Source organism: Paraclostridium dentum (genome assembly GCF_048568265.1).
GTDB lineage: Bacteria > Bacillota > Clostridia > Peptostreptococcales > Peptostreptococcaceae > Paraclostridium > Paraclostridium dentum.
The window spans coordinates 13578-38758 of the sequence record NZ_CP183816.1 but is presented as its reverse complement, the minus strand read 5'-3'; the positions used below and the strand labels follow the sequence as shown (position 1 = coordinate 38758).

Genomic DNA, 25181 nt, shown 5'->3' with positions numbered 1-25181 from the left:
GTAATTACTGTAATAATTAAAGTAGTATTTGTAGGTATAAATTCACTATTATATTTTGTAAAATAGACTAAATGAAAAATTATAAAAGTTAATATCATTAGTATAAAATTAAAAAATAAGCTAATGAAAAACACCTTAAAACTTTCATCTATTATAGTATAAGATTTAAAAGTATTAATGGTATAGATTATATAAATTATTACTCCAAAAATAAAATAAAAGTTACTTTGCTTTTTTAAATCTTTGTTTTTTAAAAAGTTGAATTTTAAAATAGACTTATTGTCATTGTACTCGATTCTCATAGGGGTCACCTCATTGTTATATTAAAGAAATAGTGATTCTAACTATAATTATCGTCATGTTAAAATAATTATAAAGGGATATGATAAGCGAAATATATAAATATAGACTTATAAATAAAATAAGGAGGACGTTTGTCCTCCTTATTTTATCAACTAATATATGTATGCAGTCACCATTTGATTATATTAGGTTTGAGTTAGTGTTATATTTAAAAGCTAGATATAAATAAAGTTAATTATATTTATCTATAAACTCTACAAATGCTTTACTTATAATGTCATGTTTATTTAAATGAGAATATTTATTTTTACATAAATCAGAAAAATCATTCCATATATCTTTATCTAATCTGATTGTAGTTTTTATAACTTCAGATTTATTGAAATTTATTTGAAGGCCAGTCTTTACCTCGATTACATCTATAGGACAATTGTCCTCCTGAGATTCAAAGTTATTTACAAGACTAATTATTTTATCGTAATTTTTAACGATATTTAATAATTTTTCTTGAATTTCATAGTTATTAAATAGTTGATTTGAATTTACTGTAAATGAGTCATAATTGCTTGAAATAAGTGAGTTTGAGTTATGTTTAGGATATATATTATCCACGGTTAAAATGAATTTACCATCAAATTTTTGATATCCATATTTTTTCATGAATCTATCTAAAGTATCAACTCTTGTATAACTCATTTTTTCAGCAATTTCTTTTCTTGATAGGCCTTTTTCCTGGAGACTAATTATATAATCTATTTTTTTATCATAGCTCCAATCTTTCTTATTTTCCAAGTTACCACCCCCAACAATATGGAGGACACTAGTCCTCCATATTATTATACTATTTAAAAATTGCGTATTTAGTTGAAATTTAGCTTTTAATTAAAAAATATCTAAAATGCATAAGTTAAGGTCTAGTATGCAACAAATCATTGAACAAAATTTTTTTAAGACGTATACTTTTTATATAGTTTGTAAATAAGTACATACATAAAAGTATGAACTAAGTATCTCAATTCAAATTCAAACTCATAGTGTCGATAAAAGTATATAAAAGTTAATTAAAATCTAAATAGAAAAGGGTATATTTAGATTTTTAATAGTTGTGTTTTAGGGTTATAAACATAAATTTAATTAACTTAACAAAAGAAGTATTCAAATTGAATACTTCTTTTTGTGTTAAGTTAATTAACTGTAATAGATAAAAAATAACTAAACTGAGACAATTATCTTTAAAAACTAGAAAAAGGTACCGATATAAGATATTATGTAATGACAAAAAATATGTTAGGGGGATTTTTAAATGGTTGTACTTGGCATATGCGATGATGAAAAGTATTATAGGTCAATTATTAGAAAATATTTAGAAGAAATATTAAAATCAAATGCACAGAGTTACGAAATCCATGAATTTATATCTGGAGAAGAGCTACTAGAGAATTACCCTAATAATTTAGATATCTTGATTTTAGATATACAAATGGATAACATCGATGGTATGAATACAGCTAGAAGGATTAGAACATTTGATAGTAACGTAGAAATTATATTTATGACTTCGTATTCTGAATTTATGCAAGAAGGATACGAAGTAAGAGCTTATAGATACTTATTAAAACCTATAGATTTCGATAGATTAAATAAACATATAATACCATGTGTAAAGGAATTAAAAAGACGAAATAGCAATTATTTAACAATTAACACAAAGAACTATATAGATAGAATAAAAATAGATTCTATACTGTATATTGAAACTCAAAGGCCTAATTTATTAATTTATACAAATAAAAAAGTTCATAGTGTAAGAATGAGCATGAGAAAAATCGAGGGAATATTAGAAGAATACAGTTTTTATAGATGTCACAATAGTTTCTTAGTTAATTTAAAAGAAATTGAATCTATGGATGGAGAATATATATTTATAAATGACATGAAAATACCTGTAAGTAGGTACAGAACGAAAGGATTAAAACTAGCGATAACCAATACTCTAGGGGATATAGTATGTTAAATAAAGTAGGTATAGACACTAGAGACATATTTAAAATCTCAATAGTATTTATGAATTTTATAATATTTTTTTGCACACTAGATGTAGTAAGTATTAGAAAGATTAGTAATATAAAGCTTTTGCAGTATATAGGTATTTTAATTTGTATTTTAGTAGTGATAAGTGTATCAAATATATTTAGAAATTTTAGGATTTTATTATATACAATATTTGGAATTATATACTATAACCTAGTATATGATGAATTTTTAGTGAAATGTGTAATAGTAACTATATTGTTTTGGATAAGTGTAATGGTTGTAGAGACTGCATCAATTGGTGGTATAGCTGCAATTAATAATATATCAGATATAAATTACCTAATAAATCAAAAAAAGTATGTAATTCAAGCAATTATACTATCTAAAGTATTACTGTTAATAGAGTTTGTATTATTAAGATATTTTAAATTGGCATTAGAGTTTAAGCCAAAAGATATGGCGCTTATAGGTCTTTCGATAAGTTACAATATATTAAGTTTATTATTAGTTTTTGGATATAATTTTTTAAATAGGATATTAATCAAATTAAATATTGTATTTTTAATATTAATTGCAATGCTTTTAATGCTATCAACTATTTCGTTACTAGTAGTTATAGCTAGGATTAGAAAATCTGATAGACTTAAGCTTGAAACAGAGCTTATAAATGAAAGGACTCAAATGAATTATAAAAATTATGAAAATATATATGAAGTCCATAGTAGTTTAAGGCATGTCTATCATGATTTAAAGAATCATATGATGTGTATAAAAAATTACAATAGTAAAGAAGATATTATTAAATACATAGATAACTTAAGTTTCGAGATAAGAATGTTTGATAGTATCTCTCATACAGGGAATGAGACTTTAGATATAATTTTAAGCCAAAAGATACATGAGTGTAATAAATATAATATTAAGTTTGAATCGAATATAAATTTCTCGAAATTAGGGTTTATAAGTAATATAGATGTATGTTCAATATTTGGAAATGCTTTAGATAACTCAATAGAGGCATGCAAATTAATAGATTGTGGGATTGATAAGAAAATAGAGGTAAAAGTAACCTATATTAAGCAGTTTTGCATAATAAAAATTATAAACACTAAACAAAATAAAATTAACCTTACCAAAAAGGGAATACAAACAAGTAAATATAATAAATATGAACATGGTATAGGATTAGCAAGTATAAAAAGAACTGTAGATAAATATGATGGAGAAGTTGCTGTAAATTTCTCTGAGACTGAATTTATTTTGAAGATAATGATACCTATAAGGTCATAATAAAAAAGCACACAAAATATAGACTCTATATTTTGTGTGCTTTTTTATTATGTTAAATTAGAAGGTGCTTATGTTTATATTACCCATTAAAAAAATAGCTTAAATCTTAATTTATTAATTTTTAAAATACAACATAGATACTATTTTATAAGTGTACTATTTATTAATATTTTAAAATTAATAGAAATATAAAATATATAATTTAATTTAATGATGTATATATTGAAAATACTACAATATGTACATTATTAAGGTTTAAAAGGTCAAAAAAATTGGAATTATTTTGACCTTTTAAACTTAAAATAAACAAAAATTTAGGCCAAAAATGAAAATAGAAGAAGTATTTAATCATTTATGAAATAATAATTCTGAATTTTAAAAATTTCTTGTAAATATTTTTTAATCTGATAGAATGTATTAAAAAGGAGTGCGCTATTATGAAAAAAATATTATTCGTAACAGATTTATATTATAAAGCGAACGGAAGAAATTACTATGAAGAAGACCTTTTTATAACATCTAAATTAGTAGATAAATTTAACCTAGTTATTTGTAATCCAAAAGATATGAATAAGTTTAATGATAATTTTGACTTAACTATATTTAGAAATGCAGGTCCTGTTGCAAATTTCCCGAAAGAGTATAATGATTTTAGAGAAAAAATAAAAAGAAATAATTTAAAGACATATAACTCATTTGATGGAAAGGGAGATATGAATGGAAAGGACTATCTAATTGAATTAACTAACTTAGGATATCCTGTAATCAGTACTGTAGATTCAATTAATAATATTAATAAACTGCCTAAAGTAGATAAGTATGTTATAAAGCCAAAAGATGGGGCAGATTCAATAGGAATGGAATTTGTAACAAAAGAAGAATTATATGAAAAAGTTCCAAAGGATGATTTTAATACATTAATTCAGCCAGCGATAAACTTTGAATATGAAGTGTCTTTTTACTATATAGATAAAGAGTTTCAATATGCTCTTTATGCACCAGACAAAAGCAAGAGATGGGAATTAAAAGAATATGAGGCAACTACATCTGACTTAGAGTTTGCGATGAAATTTGTTGAATGGAATAATATAGATCATGGTATCCAAAGGATTGATGCATGCAGAGATGAAGAAGGCAATCTTTTACTTGTTGAATTAGAAGATTTAAACCCGTATTTATCTGTATTAGAATTATCAAATCAACTTCAAAATAAATTTATTGAATCACTTAAAAAATCAATTGAAAATGTTTTAAACTGTAACTAACAAAAATAGATATATAAAAAGGAGCATCATTAATGATGCTCCTTTTTATATATCTATTTTTGTTAGTTTTAGATTGTTATAATAATAAATTTAATATATCAAAAATGTAAGAAATCTTTAAGGTTGATGCAAGGCTATTTTAAGGATGTAAATGTATAATAGAGTTAACAAATAAAACAAAGGAGGAATTATACATGACAATAATAGGGGTTTTAATGATAGTTCCATTTATATTAGCAGTAGGAGCAGGGCTAGTAAGTAGTGAATTAGAATTAGCTAACCAACAATAGACGTTTAAAATATTTAAGAAATGTTTAAGATTAAGATAAAGATAAGTTAAGAGTATAGATGTAATATAAGAATATAATCTAAAAAATAAAGGAGAAAAAATAAGATGGCAATAGTAATAGGGAGTTTAATGATAGTTCCATTTATATTAGCAGTAGGAGCAGGGCTAGTAAGCAATGAACTAGAAATAGCAAATCAATAAAACTTAAAATGAACTTAAGTGTATAGAATAAATATAAAAAATGAAGGAGAGATTATACATTATAGTAATAGGAAGTGTAGTGATGGCACCATTTATATTAGCAGTAGGGGCAGGACTAGTAAGTAATGAACTAGATGCAGCTAATCAACAATAGAATATTAAAGCATTTAGAATAAAGCTAGGAAATATAAGCGTATAGGATAAAAAATGAGGGAGGAATAATAAGATGACAACAATAATAGGGAGTTTAATGATAGTTCCATTTATACTAGCAGTAGGAGCAGGGCTAGTAAGCAATGAATTAGAAATAGCAAATCAATAATGTAAATTGAAAATTTAAGACATAATAAAAATGGAGGAATTACCATGACATTGTTATTAATAATAGGAATTGTAATATACATTGTTAAAAACAAAAGGAATAATGAAGATGCTTTTTTAGAAAATGATCAAATAATAGATGTTAATTATAAAGAAGTTGACTAGAACAAGTCTTACTATATAATTCAATATTAAAAAATAATATATAAGCAAATTAACCTTCATACGCCACCGTTTATATATGTTAGTGTGTAGAAGGCTAATTAGGATAAATCTTAATAATTTAATACAATGAGGGTAAAATATAATTCTACTTGTATTAAGTATAAAAAATTAAAACAAAACATAATTAGGTTTTATATAACTCAATCAATAAAAATATAGGGTTTTAATTGATTCTATTTAAATTATATAAAAGTATAATTGTTTACGTACATTAGATATACGTCTAGTAAACAGAAAAATTAATACTTTAAATTAGATTTTTTAATAAAATTTATATGACTATATATCCAAATCCAACACAAATTCATTGTATTTCAAATCTATTAATCTAGATTCAGATAAATCATAATTCAAATCGATTCAAATATAACTATTTCTTTTTATAATACCTATAAGTTTAATGAGTTAAAAAAATAAATATAATCTTTTTCATTATGGAAAAATTGTATAATGAAAAAGATTATATTTATACTTTTTAAATACCTATTTTAAGTTCATTTAACTCAGACTTTTTATCCATTTTCTTTTTAATTTTTTTCTGTTTCACTTCATCTAAATCGTCCAAAGTAATTTTACCAATATACAAATTAAATTCATCAACACCAAAGTGTTTTATCATAGATTGTTCTGTTATTAACCAAGTTTTACCGAATTTTTTCACCTCAACATTGTCGATTAGCTTTCCATTTGATACTTGTTTTCGTAACGTTGAATTATCTAAACCATAAATATCTGCTACTTGTTGAAACGTATATAGACCCTTAAAACTCCCATTTGCCATTTTAATTTCCTCCAAATTATTCTATGTATTAAAATTTGTATAACTTTAAATCAATTAGATATTTATTGAGGTTTGTATCTAATTGAATCCCCCCAGATATATTATAAGTCAATTCATATACTAGGTGTTAGAGGCTATTTGAAGTATTTTAATAAAAAAAATGGTATAAGTCTAATTATATAAAGACATATACCATATAAACTTATTTTCTATATTATTAATATATATTTTATTTAACTGTTTTAAGAATGATATGTAAAAACCTATTACCTATGAAGGTATTCTTAATAACATAAAAAATAATCAAATGTGATTATATCACAAACACCTGTATTTTTAACCCTCTTAATTTTTATAGTATAGCACGCTGATTTTTAAAATCAATATATGTTACAGGATTGAAACAAATGTATCGGAATTGATACTCATTTAACGATGGATGACACTTGTCCGACAAAGTAAAAACTATTGGAATGTATTAAAAGTATTTAAGACAAATGTAAAATAGTAGATATGAAAAAATTTAATAATAATTTAATATATATTTAATAATTATTAAATATATATTAAATTATTATTAAATTAGATAACAAAATCTAAAATAGATTTAATTTGCATGATAAATATTGGAGGATATTTGTCCTCCAATCCAAATAAGTTACACAGGCTGCAAGAATCTTATCAATTTGCCTGTAACAAGTATAAAAAAAGGATATCTAAAAAAGACATCCTTTTTTATTCAAAATGTGGTAAAAACTTCAACTAAACACTTGATACTTTCATTGATTTAACTTTCTTTTCATTAAAGCATTTAATAATTCTAAGTATTGTATAAACTATAAAAATTGTAGAATAAATAACAATTTTTAATATATCTACATTATCTTTGTTTAAAAGAATAAGAGCTACATGTAAATAAGTTAATCCATAAAATAAGTACGACCATCTTTGTATTTTTTTCCATTTAACATACTTAATTTTGATTCTAACAAATTTAAATGAAGTAATAAACAATGGAATCATAACTAAAAATGCAACTAAACCTATAGTCAGGTGAATCATAGATAATCCAGGAAGCGTAAGTGATTTAACAAAATCTCCAAAAATAAAATATGTATATATTAAGCCATGTGGAAGTATAAGTATAGATCCTATTATAGCTAATTGAGCTCTTATACTTAATAGTTTTTTAGTTATAGAATATTTTCTATCAAGAGCCCCTGTAAACATTACGATAATAAAGAAAGATACAGATAAAATACCTTTCATTGATGATTTATAAGATGCTAGTAGAAGCCCTTGTAGCTCTATATTGTATGTTTCTCCGTAAAGATTTATGTAACTAGTTAGCAAAGCTATGGTTAAAGCGATTATGTAGTATAAGTTTGAATGCTTTTTAATACTAGACGTAAAAAATAGTGATATCACCATTGTGAATATCAGTGAGTAAATCAATAACATTTTTGATTCTCCTTTTCATTTTATAATGATAATTAATTTCAATAAGATTGTATAATAAAATTTTAACTAGGTCAACAAATTTTTGTAAAAAATCTAATTATTTAATTTTAATAATAAAAAATATAGTTAAAGTAATAAAAAAAGAAGTGTATTAGAATTTCTAATTGAAAAAACAAGTTAGCTAAAGTAAAAATACTGAACTTTAGCTAACTTGTTGATATGTTATAAAGAGATTAACTTTTTGAGTCTATATGCAATAACTAATAATAGATTTGATTCAAGAATTATAAACATAATTGTATGTTTGGGCAAGTAAAAGTTATATATATAAATAGTTGTTAAAAAGATTAAAATTATAGATCTAAATATATTAGTTCTGTAATTATTACAGTTGTTAGAAAGGAGATTATTGCTACTTTTCTTAAAATATAAATATAAAGCAAATATAAACATTGAAACTAAAATGTTTATTGTAGTGATAAAAATATGTAAATGTATGTTCATATTATAACCTCGTGTAAGTAAGTATTTAGTTGTTGTATTATCTTTATTTCTAATACGGATATTATAAAATTAACTATAATTAAAAATAGTTTATTTTAAGTATATAAGTTTAAATGGATTAGCATATATTCACAACCATAAATAAAAAATGCTCTAGATAAAGTTTCTAGAGCATTTTTTATTTATAGTATAGGTGGGGGTTATAACTTAATTTTTAAAAAGTAAGTTATAACCCCTTAATACATAAAGTTTATAAATTAAATATAAAAGACTTTATAATATTTCTATTACTGAAATACCTGCATTTGCTAATGTAAATATATTGATAGCAGAAGCAGTTGTTGCAAGTTGTAATGTTGACGTTGTATTACCTACTGTTCTTATTATAGTTTGGCCAGCGACACTTGCAGATCCAATACCTGTAGTAGTAATACTTGCAGTACTTGATGGTATAGAAGCACCGTTTAGTAAAAGTACACCACTAAGAGTCCCTGGTGTAGCTGTAGAAGTTGCATTAATATTATATGAAACGTAGTAACTATGATTAGGTGCTAATATTATAGGATTTAATCCAGCTATATCAGTTCCATTAGTAGCAAGAGTAGAGCTAAAAGTTATTGGTGTTTGTACAGCAGGAATTGCTGCAGAACCTGCACCTAAAGATAAAAATTGATTTGTAGCAGTTGGTCCTACTGGTCCTGCAGGCCCGAAACAAGGTATATATTCTACACAAGGTCTACAATCGTTATGACCACAACAATTTGAATATGACATATATTTTTCACCTATACTTATGATAAATTTATAGTATAAATAATCACTTAGGTTTATAAAAAATTATTTAACTACAATATTAATATATTCAAAAATGTCTTTTATGTGTCTAATTCAAGTGAAGTTTATCGAAAAATAAAATTTTTGTATATATTGACGACAATATAAATTTTAATAAATAGAAAAGCATACTTAAATATTTAAGTATGCTTTTCTATTTATCAAGTTTTGCATGAACAACCATGCGAGCATTATCAAACTCATAACTGCATGTAGATAAGGTTAAAATTTTATCGGTTGAATCAACATTTACTGAAGATTTAAATAAAGAATCTTTAATAATTTTATTTAAAAAATTATTAAAATCTTCGTTAGAAGCAAATGAAGTTTTGTTGTAAACATTGCTAGAATCAGTTACATAAGCAGAAAATATTGTATAGTTTAAAACAGTACCATCAGTTTCAGAGATAGATATAGTTTTATATTTATTAAAAAAATCTTCATCTTTAAATTTTTTTAGTTGGCCAAACATAGTTCCATTCCTCATACTATGTCCATAAAGTACTGTATTGCAATCATTAAATTTATCATTTTGGTAATCTAGGAAGATAGATCCTGACTCTAGATAATTTTTATCCATATCTTTATTTAAATAGAACTCATTATTACTTGATTGAACTATTGGATAGTGAATATTTGTACCATTTACATCTAACCAGCCTCTATAGTCTTTATTAATATAAGATAAGTCTACTGAATTATCATTGTTATCTTGTTGTGATTCTTTAATTTTATAAATTTTATCATATACTTTATCAGCTTTATTATACTGTATAAATTTGTTTATTATTTTATAAGAGCTAAACAACAGTATAATTAAAAGTAGTAAGTTTATTATCCATCGCATTTTTTTCATTTTTAAATTATCCTTATACATTAAGTTTATATATTTTGAAACCTATACCTTTTTTATATTATATACAGCTTTATTTCCAACAATATCATATATAGTTAAGTATAAAGGTAAATTACTTATTTTTACAACAACAATACCTTTATCTTTGTCTATTGATTGGATGTTTAACATTTTTTCATTAGAATCTTTTAAATAAATTTTATTAAAATCTATTCCACTACTAGAATCCTTTAAGCTAATTATAATTTTATTACTATCATATGTGTAGTTTATAATATTTGGAGATTCTGTATCTATACAATTAATTTTAAATTCCTTAACTATAGGAGAGTGTTGTTTAAAGTTTACAAATACCTTATAATCCCCATTTTTAGTGATTTTAAATCTATAAGTAGATTGATTTACATAGCTACCCAAGAGTTTTTCAGAGTTACCAAGTTTAATATACAAATCATTTACTAGAGACTTATCTTTTACTTGAATATCTACTAAAACTGGATTATTTGTAATTTTAGATGTATCACTTATTGATATATTTATAGTATCTAATAAATTAGATTTAGAAGATAAATTACCTACATTTGAAAAATCGTATTTGGTGATTTCATAAATACCTAGAACAGAAGTAGACACCACTATTGAGGTAGTTAGTGAAACTGCCATAGTTTTGGACATACCTTGTTTATGGTTAATTTTGAATTTAAAACTTTTACCTATATTAAAATGAGACTTATATAATACATTTCCCAAAATATTTTTTGAGGAATTTAAATTCAGTAAGTTTTCATTAGATGCCTTTTTAAAGAATTCAAATAGCATAAATCCATAAATTTTTCTATTATCTTTTCTTTCTTCAGAATATAACTTATATAAATTTTTCTTTGCATTACTTAGCCTACTTTTTACAGTACCTTCAGAAATGTTTAAAACATATGCAATCTCTGAAACTTTTAGATCATCGAAGTATTTTAAAATCAGTATTGTTGAATGTATAGATGAAAGCTTATTAATTAAATTCATCAATTCGCAATTACTTTCTTTTAGAATATATGATTCAATAGGGTCAACATCTTTTGAATTATCGCTTAGCGTAGGCAAAACATAATTTGAATGAACCTCTCCAAATTTTTTTGCCTTGGAAAGCTCTTTAATGCAATAATTGTATGTAATTTTATTTATCCATGCTATAAATAATTTAGGAGATTCTAACTTATCAATTGACTTTAGAACAATCAAAAATACTTCTTGTACGGCATCTTCTGCCATAGACTTATCTTTTAAAATATTTAAAGATAGGAAATAAACCTTTTGATAAGTTAAAGAATACAAATCTGAAAAAGCTTGAGAGTCTCCATTTTTACATTTAGATACAAGTTTACTTATTTTTAAATACTTTAAGCTACTCAATTATCAAATGTCCTCCTAATATTAATTTAAAATCTAATTAATATTAAACATAATACCATAATTATAGAAATGAAAGTAAAATTTTAGATAAAATATTTAATGAGTAAAAATTCAGATATTAAAAGAGAGCAGATTTCGAGTTTATAAGATATATCAAGGTTTTAACAAAAAATAATAAAAGGCTATGAAAAGTTTAAAAAGTTCACAACCTAGTTAGTTTTAATATTTAAAAATTTTTTTAAAACAATGCTTTAGCAAAGCTGTATTTAAGTATACCGTAAATATTAAAAATAATAATAATACAAACTTAAAAAATTTCATTTTATAATAGTCTCCTTATGATGATATGATTTACTTTATGATTGCTATTTAAAATAGTTTTCAAAATAAATAAAAGAGTTAATCATTAACTCTTTTATTTAACTTCCATTACTTAAAGGTGTTTGACCTACATTTTGTTTTAACATTAATATTTTCTTTTCATGCTTTAGTTTTTGAGTTTCCTGGAATTTCAACTGATATTGTAGTTTAAGTAAATCTCTTTTTTCTATAACTTCTTTTAAATTTTTAATTTCTTCTTCAGCACAACTATGTAAATATTTTTCTTTCAATGAAGTTAGGTCATTTTCTTCAAAATCATTATATATTTTGTGCCTAATATTTGTTATATCAACAACTTGTTTTTTATTTTTCAAAACAGTTTTTACAGCTTTAATATTTAAAAATGGAGTACCACTTTTATTCTTTAAAACCTGATAAGTTCCTTCCACAAATAAAACTTGCTGATTTAACTTGCTGTTTGTTAAATGAGCAGTATGTCTTCTGCTAAAATTTATTACTGCAATAGATGGGTAAGAACCATCTATTGCAGGTATTTTTTCAATTAATCGACTTTCTCCATTTTCTAAAAATGTTAAGTTTTCTAAATCGCTACATTCTAAAGCTAGGGTTATGTATGCATCGATAATTTTCATATTTTTAAATCCTCCTATAAAACTAACTAAATAAAATTGAATAATAACTAAAAATTAAAAAGTTTTAATAGTTAAAATAAGCAAAAAGGAATAAATCCTAATCGCTTTTATATTTACCAACACGTATACAGGTTAATTGAGTTAAATAGTATTAAAGATAGTATTATCTTTAATCGTTTATAGCTACACCTGTAAAAGTAAAGATTTTTTTTAACATATTGATTAAAGAGAAATCTTTTTTGAAAGAATCTCGCTTAGTTACAGAGTTGTTGTCTTTACATTTATCATGTATTTTATCTATTGGTGTAGATATATATTTATACGGAAGAACCACTTTACCACTAAACTCACTTTTTTCAGAATTCATGATTTTTTTTATAGAAAAGTGATATTCTAAATTTTCATATATATCATTCCATATAATAGTATTTGAATCGATATTATATATTCCATTACTAGAAATATCCTTATCAAGTATATGTATAAATGATCCATCTATGCTTCTTATAACATTGTTAATTTCAATAGGTGATGAATCGAAATTAAATTCATAATTATTTAAAACAACTTCTTGGTTTTGTAGGTCTAAAAGACCAATGTTATTCAGACCATTTAAAGTATTTAAGTTTCTTATTCTATTATTATTTAAACTAAGACAAACTAAATTGGTCAATTTTGATAGAGGGATTAAATTTTCTATTTGGTTTGAACTCAAATCTAAGTAGTTTAAGCTAGTTAAGTTCTTTAAAGGCTCTAAGTTGGTTATATAATTTTCACTTAAAGTCAAATAAGTTAAGTTAGTTAAGTTTTGTAAATAAGTTATGTTATTGATTTTATTTTCATCTATATTTAGAGTAACTAGCTCTTTTAGGTTGCATATAGGGCTTAAATCACTAATCTCATTTTTTGATAAACCAAGATAACTCAAGTTTTTGCAATACTGAATGCCATCAAGACTGTTTATTCCCGCTCCAGTTAAATTCAATGCTAGCAGACTCTCTAATTGAACTCTAGTTATAGGGGCATCATCTGGGGAGTTAAATTTTCTGTTAAGAGCTTTCTTTAAGTTAAAATCGGGTATATTAATAACTTCATGTCTATTTATTAGTGTATTTTCTTTTTTCTTAAAATCAGTAGTTAAGTTTACAATTGCTTGTTCCATGTATATTCTCCTTTTGTCATTAAAAATCTTATATAGTAATAAATTTATTTTATAAATTAATGTTTTTTATTTTATAAAATACAATTCGATTTTATGCATTTACAATATAAGAGATAAATAAAAACAAAAAGGTTCAATTTTTTTTAAAAGTTTTTATATTTTTATATGAAATATTTTTAATTAGAAAAAATTAATACATATTTCATATAAAAAACATATTAAATTTATTTAAATAGAATATAGTGTACGTATAAGTAAAGGTATTAAACTTGAAAAATTAAAGTAAATACTTCTTAAATTTTAAAATATAAATTAACTTGAAATTAATTTCATATTTTACATATATAGGGAATTAAAAAAATAAAGATATTTATACTTATAAACTCTAAATTCAAGGGAGTTACTATGTTTAACTATTTTTAGAGCAGATTTTTCATAGATATAATTTGTTTTAAATTAAAATATTGAAGTTTTCTTACAATATTGACATGTAAGTTTAATTAAAAAACATGTTAAACTTACATTAAATAAGTGTATAGATGTATATTGTAGTATAAATTTATAAAATTGTAAGGAGATGATGATTAGATGCCTAAAAGTTTATCTCATTATTCATTCAATGATGATTTAACAATCAGAAATTATTTAGCATTAATGACATGCATTATAAATCCAAGAATGACTCAGTCAAAGGCTGTAAAGTTATTTGAAATTAATTGTAAGGGTGATAAAAGAAGAAAATAAATACAGATAGTGATAATGTTTAAGTTTTTAGAAGGTAAATAAAGTTTTAATTTAAAATTAATATGGGGTATTCTATTAAGTTTTAATCGTTATAGTTTTATAAATTTAAAACTATCTTAAAGATTAGCTTAGTTAAATATATAAATGAATTGAAAAAACTGAAGATAGTCTATCTAGTGATTAGGTAGACTATCTTTAGTTTTTATTAAAAAGTTAAAATTTAATTGATTTTATGTTCAATATGCGCTATATAATTTTATTAAGGATGTAAATATATTTAAAATTAAATTAGATTAGGATGGTGTAGGTATGAAGGTATTGTTAGTCAATGGAAGTCCAAATAAAAATGGATGTACATACACAGCATTAGAAGAAGTTTCAAAAGCACTAGAAGAAAGTGGAATAGATACAGAAATTTTTCACATAGGAAATAAGCCTATAGGAGGATGTATAGGATGTCGTTCATGTAAAAATACAGGGAAATGCTTCATGAATGATGGAGTTAATGATTTTGTAGAAAAGGCAAAGTATGCAGATGGATTTGTATTTGGATCACCTGTTTATTATGCATCTGCAGCAGGATCATTAGTATCTTTTTTAGATAGAGTATTTTATAGCGGAGGAAAACACATGGCATTTAAACCAGGTGCTTCAGTAGTTAGTGCGAGAAGAGCAGGAACTACTGCTACATTTGATCAATTAAATAAGTACTTTACTATCTCTAATATGCCAATTGTTAGTTCTCAATATTGGAATATGGTCCATGGAAACACTTCAGACGAAGTAAAAAAAGATGTAGAGGGATTACAAACAATGAGAGTTTTAGGCAAAAATATGGCATGGATAATAAAATGTATAGATATTGGTAAAAAGAATAATATAGAAAAACCAGATTTAGAAGATAGATTACATACGAATTTTATAAGATAAAAATTATAATAAAAAAGCACTTCGAAAATGCGAAGTGCTTTTTTATATATTAGAAAGTTTTTCATCTTTGTTTTTAAGTATTTTGGATATTATAAGCTTTTCTATTCCCCACATTGAAAAAGCTATAATTCCAATAATAATACCTTGATTTAGATTATATGCAGAAACAACAACTCCTACAACTATGCATGCAAAACCATTTATTACTCCATTTACTTGATCTTTAGAATTATAAAATAACGGAACTCTTTTATACTGTTCTATTGCTGATACTATCAGTCCATATACAATAAAAAATATTCCTATAATCATTTTTATAATCATAACTTCTCTCATAACTTTAACCCCCCATTAATTTAATCCCCTAGTTTACTAAAGCATACTATTTTAAAAATATAAAATCAACAATGTGTATATTTTTGTAACTTAATTGAAATTTTAGCTATTTTATAATATAATAAATTGGTAAATTAAATCGGCGATGGAGTTCGCCATTAAACGCATAAGATGCTAATGACTCCTACTCTTATAAATATTTAAGGGTAGGAGTCTGTTTTTTTGCAGAAAATAGACTAGGAGGATTAATTGTGAATGAATTAAAAAAACATATAAAAGAAAGTGAAATAGTATCCATTGTATTTTTAAGATGGTTTTTGCTAGCATCCATATCTGGGATTGTTGTTGGAATTGTTATATCATTTTTCTTAAAAAGCTTACAATGGGCAACAAGTACAAGAGAATCAAATCCATGGTTATTATACATGTTACCTCTAGGAGGAGCTTTTGTAAGTTATGTATATTCTAAATATGGTAAAGATTCATCAAAAGGAAATAATTTAATTATTGAACGAATTAATGAGGGTGAAGGAAGGATTCCTTTTAGAATGGCTCCACTTGTGTTTTTTGGAACATTTATAACACATTTATTTGGTGGATCTGCTGGTAGAGAGGGTACTGGAGTTCAAATAGGAGCTAGCGTATCTTCTAAAATAGGGGAACTTTTAAGATTAAAAGGAATGGATTATACAATACTTATAATCAGTGGTGTAAGTAGTGGTTTTGGAGTTGTATTTGGAACGCCTATTGCAGGAACTGTATTTGGACTTGAAGTTTCAACTCTTGGTAAAATGCGATATGAAGCAATAATACCTTGTTTTATATCAAGTTATATAGGAAACTTTATAGCAGAAATTTTTAAGGTTCAGCACAGTCATTATAATATGGGAGTATCTTTAACTGGTGTTGATGTATTTTTTAAAGTTATATTATGTGCTGTTTTATTTGGGCTCACTAGCAAACTTTTTGCAGAGCTTACGCATGCTTTGAAGAAGTTTTTTGCAGCCAAGATACCAAATACATCTTTAAAAAGCTTTATAGGCGGTATTATCATTATTATTATAGTTTTAATTCTTGGAACTAGAATTTATCTTGGATTAAGTTTAGATTTATTAAGTAATGCATTTAACCAGCCTGTTCCTAAAGGAGCATTTATAATAAAGATTGTTTTAACATCACTTACGCTTGCTGTAGGATTCCAAGGTGGAGAGGTTACTCCATTATTTGTAATAGGAGCAACTTTAGGAAACTTACTTGCAAGTATTATCGGACTTCCTATTGAATTTTTAGCAGGGCTTGGAATGATAGGAGTATTTGCAGGAGCTACAAAAACACCTATAGCATCTTTTATAATGGGAATTGAATTATTTGGATCCGCTAATATTGGATTTATATTCATTGCTTGTGTAATAAGTTATGTATTTGCAGGTAAAAGCGGTATATATACATCACAAGACAGTAGTCTTCTAGATAGATAATTTCTTACAAATAAAAAAAGACTGTTTCCGATACAGTCTTTAAAAGGGGGTATTTTAATATTAATACTATTATTGGGGGGATAGTATTATTAACTTGATTAATGAGGGGCATTTAAAGCCCCTCTAAATATGTCCGTTCCTACTGATTGTTAATATATGTCGTTTCTTGATGTCTATGTATACAATATACTATAATAAAATATACATGTCTATAATATAAATATATTTTTATATAAAAATATATTTATATTAAATTCTTAATCCTAGAAAAATATATAAATTAATTTATATATTTTTCTAGGATTATTACATTTAACGTCTAATATATTTTAAATGAGCATTCATAGAGTGTTTAAAATGGAGGTTATTATGTATAAAAGAAAAATATTAGAAATGGATGAACTTCAGGTTTACACATATATAAACTGGAAATATGAATATCCTTATGAGTTTTATAATATCCCAGAAGAAGGTGTAAAAGAAACTATTGATGAAATATTTGAAGATAATAATAGCTTTTACTTTTCTGTGTTCGATTCTAATGATAAATTATTTGGTATATATGAGTATACCTTTAGATCAAACTTTATGGAAATCGGACTTGGGATAAGACCTGAAGATACTGGTAAAGGACTGGGGTTAGACTTCATAAAAGAATGTATTCATTTCGGAAGGACTACCTTTTTATATAGAGGAGATATTTGTCTAAGAGTTGCTGATTTTAATAAGAGAGCTATCAAGTTATATAAAAAAATAGGTTTTATTGAATTTTCTAGAGAAGAAAATATTTCATTTGGAAAACCTGTTGTTTTTATATGTATGAGGCTACTAAATAATAGCACCTATCTAACTGATTCTCTTGAAATCGAATAAGAACACTTTAATTGATTTAATAGCTCATGTATATATTACTATTAAATACAATTTGAATTTCCACTAATTTTTTATTGAACTTTGCTTATGTTTGTAAAAATAAAAGGTATGTAAATTGAATATTATAATATTCAGTTTACATACCTTTTATTTTTATATTTTAGTTTTTAATATAGTCTATGTTTTTTTCCTTTATTTCATATGCAAACGAACTCCATGTCCATGTTGTATAAATTAAAAATAAAGTTGTGTAAAATGCAGAAAATAATATATCATCACTTTCTTTATGGACTAACTTTAGTATTAAAAAACATGAACTTTCAAAACATAAAATAGCTGAAACAGCCATATTAACATATAAAGGTTTTTTGAAAAAATTCACCCCATACTTAATAAGCTCTTTATTTTCACTTGAATCTTCAAAAAGCAATTATATCATCTCCCCCTAAAATTCTATAACCCCTCAATATATATGGTATCACAAAATTGTCACATAAGTTTTAAATTGTAGTAAAATTTGTATTTTTTGCACTAAAATTAAATAATTTACCATTATTTTATAAAGTATATTCTTTTAAGAGTTTTGATCTGACTATAACTCAATATATATCAAAGTTTTAAATATATATTTTATATGTTTAGCGTTTGAAGCCATTTATTAACCTTGTCTAATGAACTATCAGTTTCTTTTTTTAATGGATCTACTAATTCGATATCCCCTATAAATGTATTTTCTGAAAGTTCTTTTTTGAAGTTAGCGAAACACTTCCCACTTCCACCACCGCCATGGCAAGCAAATAAAGCTATATTCTTATTATTTATATTACTAATAGCTAAAAAAGTATTAAATGGAGCTGCATAAGTCCCAGCCCATACAGGAGTACCTAAAAATATATTATCATATTTACTTATATCAATTTCCTTATTCATAAGTTCTGGTTTTTGCTTAAATATTACACTCTTGCCTCCCCATACATACTTTCTTAATCCTGAAGATGGAAATTCTTTTTTAGGTTTTAATTCTATCATGTCTGCACCAATTTCTTTAGCTATAAACTCTGCTATTAATTTGGTATTACCCTCTAATGAATAGTAAACTACTAAATTTTTCATATTCTTACCCTCCCTATATATGGATAATTATATCAGATATATAAGTTATAATTATTATCTATATAAATTTAAGTTATTTTAAATTTTTTGTAACGAAAGTAACTTTTAGAAGTCTCATTTATGTAAGGAGGATTATACTTTGAATGATTTTGAAAATTTATACAACCAGCATTTCAAGTATGTTTATAGATATATCCTATCTATTTGTAAAAATACTGAAATAGCTGAAGATATAACACAAGAAACATTTTTTAAAGCATTAAAAAACCTAAAAAATTTCAAGGGTCAATGCAATGTAAGATCATGGTTATGTCAAATAGGAAAAAACACTTATTTTTCATATTTAAAAAAGCTTAAAAAACAATGTGAAATAGATATATGTGAATCAAATAGTATTAGTTGCTTAGAAGATAATTTAATTTTAGAAGAAAATGTATCCGAAGTTCATAAGGAAATAGATAAACTTGAAAATGTATATAAAGAAGTTTTTTGTCTAAGAACATTTGGAGAACTTTCTTTTTTAGAAATAGCCAAAATTCATTCAAAAAGTGAAAGTTGGGCAAGAGTTACATATCATAGAGCAAAATTAAAAATCAGAAAAAATATGGAGGTAAACATTTATGAAAAAAGTTGATTGTGAAATAATTCAAGACTTGCTTCCTTTGTATATAGATAATATATGTAGTGAGAAAAGCAAGGAATTAATAAATATACATATACGCTCTTGTGATGAATGTCTACACGATTTAAATATAATGAAAGAGTCTTTATTCTTAATTGAGCCTAATACTAATTCAGATACTAATTCAGAAATAGATATATTAAAAAAAATTAAGATTTCTTTATTAAAAAGAAATATAAAGCTAGTAGCTATTAGTTGTATTTTTATAACTATATTTTTTGCATTACTTGGACTTTATATATTTAAACATGAAGATGTTATTTTATATAAAGATGTATCTATTAAAGTAGATGAGTTTGGTCCTGAAAAAAATATAATCTACACTGGTCCTGCTAATAATTTAGTTAAATCTACAGAAAAGACTATAAAAGAAACCGATGATACAATATATCAATCGATTAACTTATGGCTAACAAAGACTCCCTACACAACATTTACTAAACCAAACCTTAAAAATTATTCTGTTTTTACTTTAAATGATTATGTAGATTGTGTTGATATAGAAAATCAAGATAAAAGGAAAATTTATAAGCCTGTTGAGATATATTATACGGACGGTATTTCAGGTGAAAAGCATTTATTATGGAAAGATAAAACGTTTTAATATTTAAAATTATAAAAGTGTAATTTTTTGATACATAAATATATTTAAATTTGTTGGAAAATTAGTATTATATACGAAATGTTGAGGGGAGATTATTATGGCTTTTTTAGAAAAATCAACTAGAAAATGTACTGAATGTGGGGAAATTCTTGGCAGATTTTGGGGTGATGATATATGCCCCAAATGTAAGGAGAGTAAAAATGAAGCAATTTTAGCAATTGAAAATCAAAGAAAAACTGAAGAACTAGATAAGTATGAAGAAGAATGTAAAAAAGCAAAATCAATTTGCAAAAACATTATACTGTCAACAACACCTTCATTAGAAGGCTATAAGATAAGTGAGTACTTAGGAATAGAAAGTTCTGAAGTAATAATCGGAACAGGGGTCGTTACTGACTTTATATCAAGTATTACTGACTTAGTAGGTGGTAGAGCTAGTGGTTATGAAAATAGCCTTGCTAAAGCAAAACAAGAAGCCTTTGATATATTAAGATTTAAAGGAGCCTTACTAGGTGGAAATGTAATTGTTGGCGTAAAGTCAAGTTATATGGATATTGGAGATAATATGTTTGGTGTTTTTATTGAAGGAATTATTGTAAAAGCTGATTTAATCAACTATGAAATATAATAACATAGACTTAAAATCAAGTATTATTATATTTCATTATAAAAATTATCTGTTAACTTAATTAACAAATTAAATCAATCAACTTCTTAAATTTTAACTCATAATGCCGATATTAAATGTTAGTTGGAGTGAGTGGATAAATAGATAAATTTGAATTTACGGGGGATGTAATTGAAAAAACAAATAATTTTTATAATATTAATAATCTTAAGTTTTACTATTACAGGATGTACTTATACTAAAATACCTGGCAATACTGATGAATCTATTAAGCAATACTTAATAGGCTCTAAATTAATAAATTCGCCAAATAAAGAAGATATATCCATTGTAGATAATACTTATATTCAAAACTCTAAGATTGTAGGATTTTCAAGTAAATATAATAATGGGGTTGTTATATGTGAAAAAAACAAAAAAGGGAACTATATATTAAGCGATGTTAAATGCTCTACGAAAAAAAAAGAAACACTTGGAGTTGAAAATTTTTTAGTTAATTATAATACATACAACGGTGCATATAAAAGTAATAACGCTTTCATCTTAATATCTGATGGTTCTAGAGTTTCTCATGTAGAAATTACAATAAATGATACATATAAGTGTAAGGAATCATTTAAACTGGATAGTCCATCTATGATTGTTGTCAGTAATGATTTATTAAGCAAAAAATCTTCTTACGTAAATTGTAAGTATTTTGACAAAAATAATAATGAAATAAGCCAAGATGTTTAATATAAAAAGCTAAATGGAGGACAAGTATCCTCCATTTAGCTTTTTTATTAAATGAAATACTTTAGTACTTATTATAATATTGCTTTTTAAGTTTCTAACCATTAAAAGTATATTAAATCTTTTTTTAATATATTTTTAATAGTTTTTAAATTTATATTTTCTTTAAATAATAAGCTCTATTTAGAAAATACATAGCTTTAATATATACACAATAATAACTATCTATCTCTAAATTTATTTAATAGTATTTTTATTATTTTTGAATTTATATAATATAAAATTTTTTCGTAAATATAAACAAAAAACGACAAAATAAAATATATTTTTATGTTAGGATTTATATAAAAAGTTGGAGGTATTATAATGGAAATAATAGATAGAGAATACACAATCAACAAAAATAATTTATTGGTATATGTTGTTTTAAGCATGCTAACATTATCTATTATTATTATTGCAAATGTATTTTTTAAAGAAAATATTGAATCAAGTTATCTAAAATCAACATTGCATTTTATAAAGTTCTTTAATTTCCTTATTTCCTTATTAGGAATAGGAAGTTGTTTAGTTTCTTACAACAGAACAAAAAATGAAAGTATTTTTTTAATTCTATTAATGTTTGTGGGGTTGTCAGTAGGAATTTTATTCAACCATATAGATTACCTTCCCTATTACTACAAGGAATTATCCTCTTCACTATATGTAGTTATATCTTCATCCCTAATTAGAGTTTTCCTACTTATACTTGCAATACTTCCAAATAGTAGGTTTAGGTCAATTCTAATTAGTAATAAACCTCTTTCAATATTTATTGTTATATCTCTAACTATAATTTTAGGTACTTTTGAGAGAAGATTATTTTTTTACAATAATGAATTTAATTCAAATACATTTTTAATTTATAATACATTTTTAGCTTTCACATATACTGTTTGTTCAAGTGCTCTGTTTTTTAAGTCAATAAAAGATCAAGAGTCCATATTTGTAGTTCTAAGTTCTAGCGTTTTAATACTTGCAATAAAAGCAATTTATGCTATACACATATCAACTCGATTAACATTTTATAATAAATTGGTATCTATATCATTAACGTATATTTGTTTTTTTATAGTAATTATAGGAGCGTTAATTGAATTGTTTATTTATATGTCTAGAACCAAAGTATTAAATAATAATTTAAACTTATTTTATAACTTATCAGAAAATGACAAACATAGTTTTATGTTAATTTTCGATGAAAACGCAAACTTATTATATGCTAATAAAAAAGTTAGAGATTATTATTCATGTGTTAATGACCTTGATAAATTAAATATACTTTTAAAAGATAAAATTTACAAAGCAAAAGAATATGATGAAATTATAAAATCCTTAAATTTAAATAATTGTTGGAGAGGTGTAATAAAAATTGAAGATAGAAATATTACTTTAGATTGCTGTGTTCAAACAATAAATTCAAAAACTAATAAAAAAGAGATTGCAGTTACATATATAGATATATCAAATGTCGTTAAGAAAGAACTCGAAGTAAAAAAACTTAAAACTTATGATAAAGAAAAAACTGAATTTATAGCTAACATTTCGCATGAATTAAAGACTCCAATTAATTTACTTTATTCGTCCATTCAATTGTTAGATAGTTTTAGTGTAAAAAATACAATAGACTTTAATGCTATATACAACAAATATAGCAAAATATTACGTACAAACTGTCAGAGGATGACAAGACTAGTAAATAATATCATGGATTTATCTGAAATAGACCTAGGTACACTTACTGTAAAGTTTAAAAATTATAATATAGTGTCTATTGTAGAAGACGTAACCTTATCTGTAATTGAATATGCTTTATCGAAAGGTATAACTATACAGTTTGATACTGAAGAAGAAGAGCATATTATAAAGTGCGATGCTTATATGATTGAACGCTCTATATTAAATTTGCTATCAAACTCAATTAAATTTTCTAATAAAGGGTCTTCTATTTTAGTAAATTTAAACATAGATGATCAATGGACTAAGATTGTAGTAAGAGATGAGGGAATTGGTATATCTAAAGAAAACCAAGAAGTTATTTTTGATAAGTTTGTCCAAATAGATAAGTCATTTACTAGATCAAATGAAGGAAGTGGAATAGGATTAAGTATTGTTAAATCCTTAGTAAATCTTCATGATGGAGTTATTAATGTTGAAAGTGATTTAAATAAAGGGAGTTCATTTACAATATTTTTACCAAATGTAATAATTGAAAACTGTTGTCCTTCTATATATGATATAAATTCATATAACGCTGAGTTAGAGCTTTCCGATATATATGAAGTTGTAACTTAACATATATTTAAGTAAAAATTTCGCTTCACTCATCTCTCTAATGACTTCACCCATTACTGATAATATTTTACTTTCACCAAAATTTTGGCATTACTATGATCCACAGATTATATACACGAATTAGTTAAATATAGTTTTCTTAAGCGTAAAAAAGGGAGGACAATTGTCTTCCCTTTTTTATGCTTAACTCCACTTAGTATTTATAAAACAAGTAAAATACTTTAATACATACGATTATTTTATATGAAATCAAAATTTTTCCAAAATTACTTTTACGGTCAAATTTGGATAGATTCTAATGAATTAGCAAATCAATCAATAGTAAAATAGTATCTACTATTTAAATTCTAATAAAATTCACAATTTATTTATATACATTCCATACTCATATGATTTAATGTAAATAAAAAAATTTTTGGCTTAAATTCAATGTTTCGAGCTATTTTGACAAATTTTTACAGTTACTTTTCCATGAATATCCAATAAAATAAACTTAAACAATTCACTTAAGGAGGAATGCAATGAAGAAAAATTCGAAGGATTTAACAGTAGGCGTTAACCGTAATATTGATGACCTAGGAAGAGTAGTTTTACCTAAAGAAATGAGAGATAAGTTAAATTTAAAAAAGAACAGTCCTGTTAGTATAAAACTATTTAAAGATTATATCAAAATTGAAAAAGCTATAACTACATGTTCTTTTTGCTCTAGTGAAGAAGATATAGAGTATTATAAAGAGTTACCTATATGCAAGTCATGTTTAAATGAAATAGTGGAGAAGTTTAATAAATAATTTAAGATTACTTCTCTATAAACTTTAAT

The 25181-nt window shown here is 24.4% G+C and carries 24 protein-coding genes and 1 riboswitch; of the genes, 13 read left to right on the top strand and 11 right to left on the bottom strand.

Annotated features, from left to right (window positions below):
• Positions 1 to 534: 534 nt before the first annotated feature.
• Positions 535 to 1095, bottom strand: a complete 561-nt coding sequence (locus ACN6I1_RS16990) for a hypothetical protein (RefSeq protein ID WP_419743537.1) — start codon at positions 1093 to 1095, stop codon at positions 535 to 537.
• Positions 1096 to 1606: 511 nt separating this feature from the next.
• Here ACN6I1_RS16990 and ACN6I1_RS16985 point away from each other — a divergent pair.
• The 3 genes from ACN6I1_RS16985 to ACN6I1_RS16975 all read left to right on the top strand — a co-directional run bounded on the left by ACN6I1_RS16985 (position 1607) and on the right by ACN6I1_RS16975 (position 4892).
• Positions 1607 to 2317, top strand: coding sequence for a LytR/AlgR family response regulator transcription factor (locus tag ACN6I1_RS16985; protein WP_419743536.1), 711 nt, complete (start codon positions 1607 to 1609; stop codon positions 2315 to 2317).
• On the top strand, positions 2311 to 3627 hold the full coding sequence (locus ACN6I1_RS16980) for a GHKL domain-containing protein (RefSeq protein WP_419743535.1): 1317 nt from the start codon (positions 2311 to 2313) through the stop codon (positions 3625 to 3627). Before ACN6I1_RS16985 ends, ACN6I1_RS16980 begins: the two co-directional genes overlap by 7 nt.
• Before the next feature lie 437 nt (positions 3628 to 4064).
• Complete coding sequence (locus ACN6I1_RS16975) at positions 4065 to 4892, top strand: hypothetical protein (RefSeq protein ID WP_419743534.1); 828 nt, start codon at positions 4065 to 4067, stop codon at positions 4890 to 4892.
• Positions 4893 to 6403: 1511 nt separating this feature from the next.
• Here the strand turns inward: ACN6I1_RS16975 and ACN6I1_RS16970 are convergent.
• From ACN6I1_RS16970 to ACN6I1_RS16940, 7 genes are all read right to left on the bottom strand, one after another.
• Positions 6404 to 6709, bottom strand: coding sequence for a helix-turn-helix domain-containing protein (locus ACN6I1_RS16970; protein ID WP_021434368.1), 306 nt, complete (start codon positions 6707 to 6709; stop codon positions 6404 to 6406).
• A 762-nt stretch (positions 6710 to 7471) separates the two neighbouring features.
• Positions 7472 to 8170 (bottom strand): ferric reductase-like transmembrane domain-containing protein, encoded by a 699-nt coding sequence (locus ACN6I1_RS16965; protein ID WP_419743533.1) that lies wholly within the window; start codon positions 8168 to 8170, stop codon positions 7472 to 7474.
• A gap of 777 nt (positions 8171 to 8947) precedes the next feature.
• The gene (locus ACN6I1_RS16960; protein ID WP_419743532.1) at positions 8948 to 9448 is read right to left on the bottom strand and encodes a hypothetical protein; all 501 of its coding nucleotides are present in this window, start codon (positions 9446 to 9448) and stop codon (positions 8948 to 8950) included.
• A 214-nt stretch (positions 9449 to 9662) separates the two neighbouring features.
• Positions 9663 to 10364 (bottom strand): class B sortase, encoded by a 702-nt coding sequence (srtB, locus tag ACN6I1_RS16955; RefSeq protein ID WP_419743531.1) that lies wholly within the window; start codon positions 10362 to 10364, stop codon positions 9663 to 9665.
• A gap of 42 nt (positions 10365 to 10406) precedes the next feature.
• The gene (locus ACN6I1_RS16950; protein ID WP_419743530.1) at positions 10407 to 11771 is read right to left on the bottom strand and encodes an RNA polymerase sigma factor; all 1365 of its coding nucleotides are present in this window, start codon (positions 11769 to 11771) and stop codon (positions 10407 to 10409) included.
• 419 nt (positions 11772 to 12190) lie between these two features.
• The gene (locus tag ACN6I1_RS16945; protein WP_021430599.1) at positions 12191 to 12745 is read right to left on the bottom strand and encodes a hypothetical protein; all 555 of its coding nucleotides are present in this window, start codon (positions 12743 to 12745) and stop codon (positions 12191 to 12193) included.
• Positions 12746 to 12914: 169 nt separating this feature from the next.
• Positions 12915 to 13907, bottom strand: coding sequence for a leucine-rich repeat domain-containing protein (locus ACN6I1_RS16940; protein WP_419743529.1), 993 nt, complete (start codon positions 13905 to 13907; stop codon positions 12915 to 12917).
• Positions 13908 to 14495: 588 nt separating this feature from the next.
• Here ACN6I1_RS16940 and ACN6I1_RS16935 point away from each other — a divergent pair.
• Both ACN6I1_RS16935 and ACN6I1_RS16930 read left to right on the top strand, forming a co-directional pair.
• Positions 14496 to 14651, top strand: coding sequence for a hypothetical protein (locus ACN6I1_RS16935; RefSeq protein ID WP_021430601.1), 156 nt, complete (start codon positions 14496 to 14498; stop codon positions 14649 to 14651).
• Positions 14652 to 14960: 309 nt separating this feature from the next.
• A complete protein-coding gene (locus ACN6I1_RS16930) occupies positions 14961 to 15581 on the top strand; it encodes a flavodoxin family protein (protein ID WP_419743528.1) in 621 nt (206 codons plus the stop codon).
• A 42-nt stretch (positions 15582 to 15623) separates the two neighbouring features.
• Here the strand turns inward: ACN6I1_RS16930 and ACN6I1_RS16925 are convergent, their stop codons facing one another.
• The gene (locus ACN6I1_RS16925) at positions 15624 to 15917 is read right to left on the bottom strand and encodes a hypothetical protein (protein ID WP_220797333.1); all 294 of its coding nucleotides are present in this window, start codon (positions 15915 to 15917) and stop codon (positions 15624 to 15626) included.
• 132 nt (positions 15918 to 16049) lie between these two features.
• Positions 16050 to 16111: riboswitch (Fluoride riboswitch) on the top strand.
• A gap of 57 nt (positions 16112 to 16168) precedes the next feature.
• Between ACN6I1_RS16925 and ACN6I1_RS16920 the strand changes: the two genes are divergently transcribed.
• Together ACN6I1_RS16920 and ACN6I1_RS16915 are read left to right on the top strand one after the other, a co-directional pair.
• On the top strand, positions 16169 to 17395 hold the full coding sequence (locus ACN6I1_RS16920; RefSeq protein WP_419743560.1) for a voltage-gated chloride channel family protein: 1227 nt from the start codon (positions 16169 to 16171) through the stop codon (positions 17393 to 17395).
• Positions 17396 to 17764: 369 nt separating this feature from the next.
• Positions 17765 to 18268 carry a GNAT family N-acetyltransferase gene (locus ACN6I1_RS16915; RefSeq protein ID WP_419743559.1) on the top strand — a complete coding sequence of 168 codons (504 nt, stop codon included), beginning with the start codon at positions 17765 to 17767 and terminating at the stop codon, positions 18266 to 18268.
• A 160-nt stretch (positions 18269 to 18428) separates the two neighbouring features.
• On the opposite strand, the gene ACN6I1_RS16910 is transcribed toward ACN6I1_RS16915, so the two are convergent.
• The gene (locus tag ACN6I1_RS16910) at positions 18429 to 18698 is read right to left on the bottom strand and encodes a hypothetical protein (RefSeq protein ID WP_419743558.1); all 270 of its coding nucleotides are present in this window, start codon (positions 18696 to 18698) and stop codon (positions 18429 to 18431) included.
• 200 nt (positions 18699 to 18898) lie between these two features.
• The gene (locus tag ACN6I1_RS16905; protein WP_419743557.1) at positions 18899 to 19381 is read right to left on the bottom strand and encodes a flavodoxin family protein; all 483 of its coding nucleotides are present in this window, start codon (positions 19379 to 19381) and stop codon (positions 18899 to 18901) included.
• A 139-nt stretch (positions 19382 to 19520) separates the two neighbouring features.
• Between ACN6I1_RS16905 and ACN6I1_RS16900 the strand changes: the two genes are divergently transcribed.
• The 6 genes from ACN6I1_RS16900 (at position 19521) to ACN6I1_RS16875 (ending at position 25152) form a co-directional block, all read left to right on the top strand.
• Complete coding sequence (locus ACN6I1_RS16900) at positions 19521 to 20015, top strand: RNA polymerase sigma factor (RefSeq protein WP_142730640.1); 495 nt, start codon at positions 19521 to 19523, stop codon at positions 20013 to 20015.
• A complete protein-coding gene (locus ACN6I1_RS16895; RefSeq protein WP_419743556.1) occupies positions 20002 to 20667 on the top strand; it encodes a zf-HC2 domain-containing protein in 666 nt (221 codons plus the stop codon). The genes ACN6I1_RS16900 and ACN6I1_RS16895 overlap by 14 nt, the downstream gene beginning before the upstream one ends.
• A 97-nt stretch (positions 20668 to 20764) precedes the next feature.
• Positions 20765 to 21295 carry a YbjQ family protein gene (locus ACN6I1_RS16890; RefSeq protein ID WP_419743555.1) on the top strand — a complete coding sequence of 177 codons (531 nt, stop codon included), beginning with the start codon at positions 20765 to 20767 and terminating at the stop codon, positions 21293 to 21295.
• A gap of 171 nt (positions 21296 to 21466) precedes the next feature.
• Positions 21467 to 22030, top strand: coding sequence for a hypothetical protein (locus ACN6I1_RS16885; protein WP_419743554.1), 564 nt, complete (start codon positions 21467 to 21469; stop codon positions 22028 to 22030).
• 363 nt (positions 22031 to 22393) lie between these two features.
• Positions 22394 to 24361 carry a sensor histidine kinase gene (locus ACN6I1_RS16880; RefSeq protein ID WP_419743553.1) on the top strand — a complete coding sequence of 656 codons (1968 nt, stop codon included), beginning with the start codon at positions 22394 to 22396 and terminating at the stop codon, positions 24359 to 24361.
• A 521-nt stretch (positions 24362 to 24882) separates the two neighbouring features.
• Positions 24883 to 25152 carry an AbrB/MazE/SpoVT family DNA-binding domain-containing protein gene (locus ACN6I1_RS16875; protein ID WP_220797328.1) on the top strand — a complete coding sequence of 90 codons (270 nt, stop codon included), beginning with the start codon at positions 24883 to 24885 and terminating at the stop codon, positions 25150 to 25152.
• The last annotated feature ends 29 nt before the right edge of the window (positions 25153 to 25181 follow it).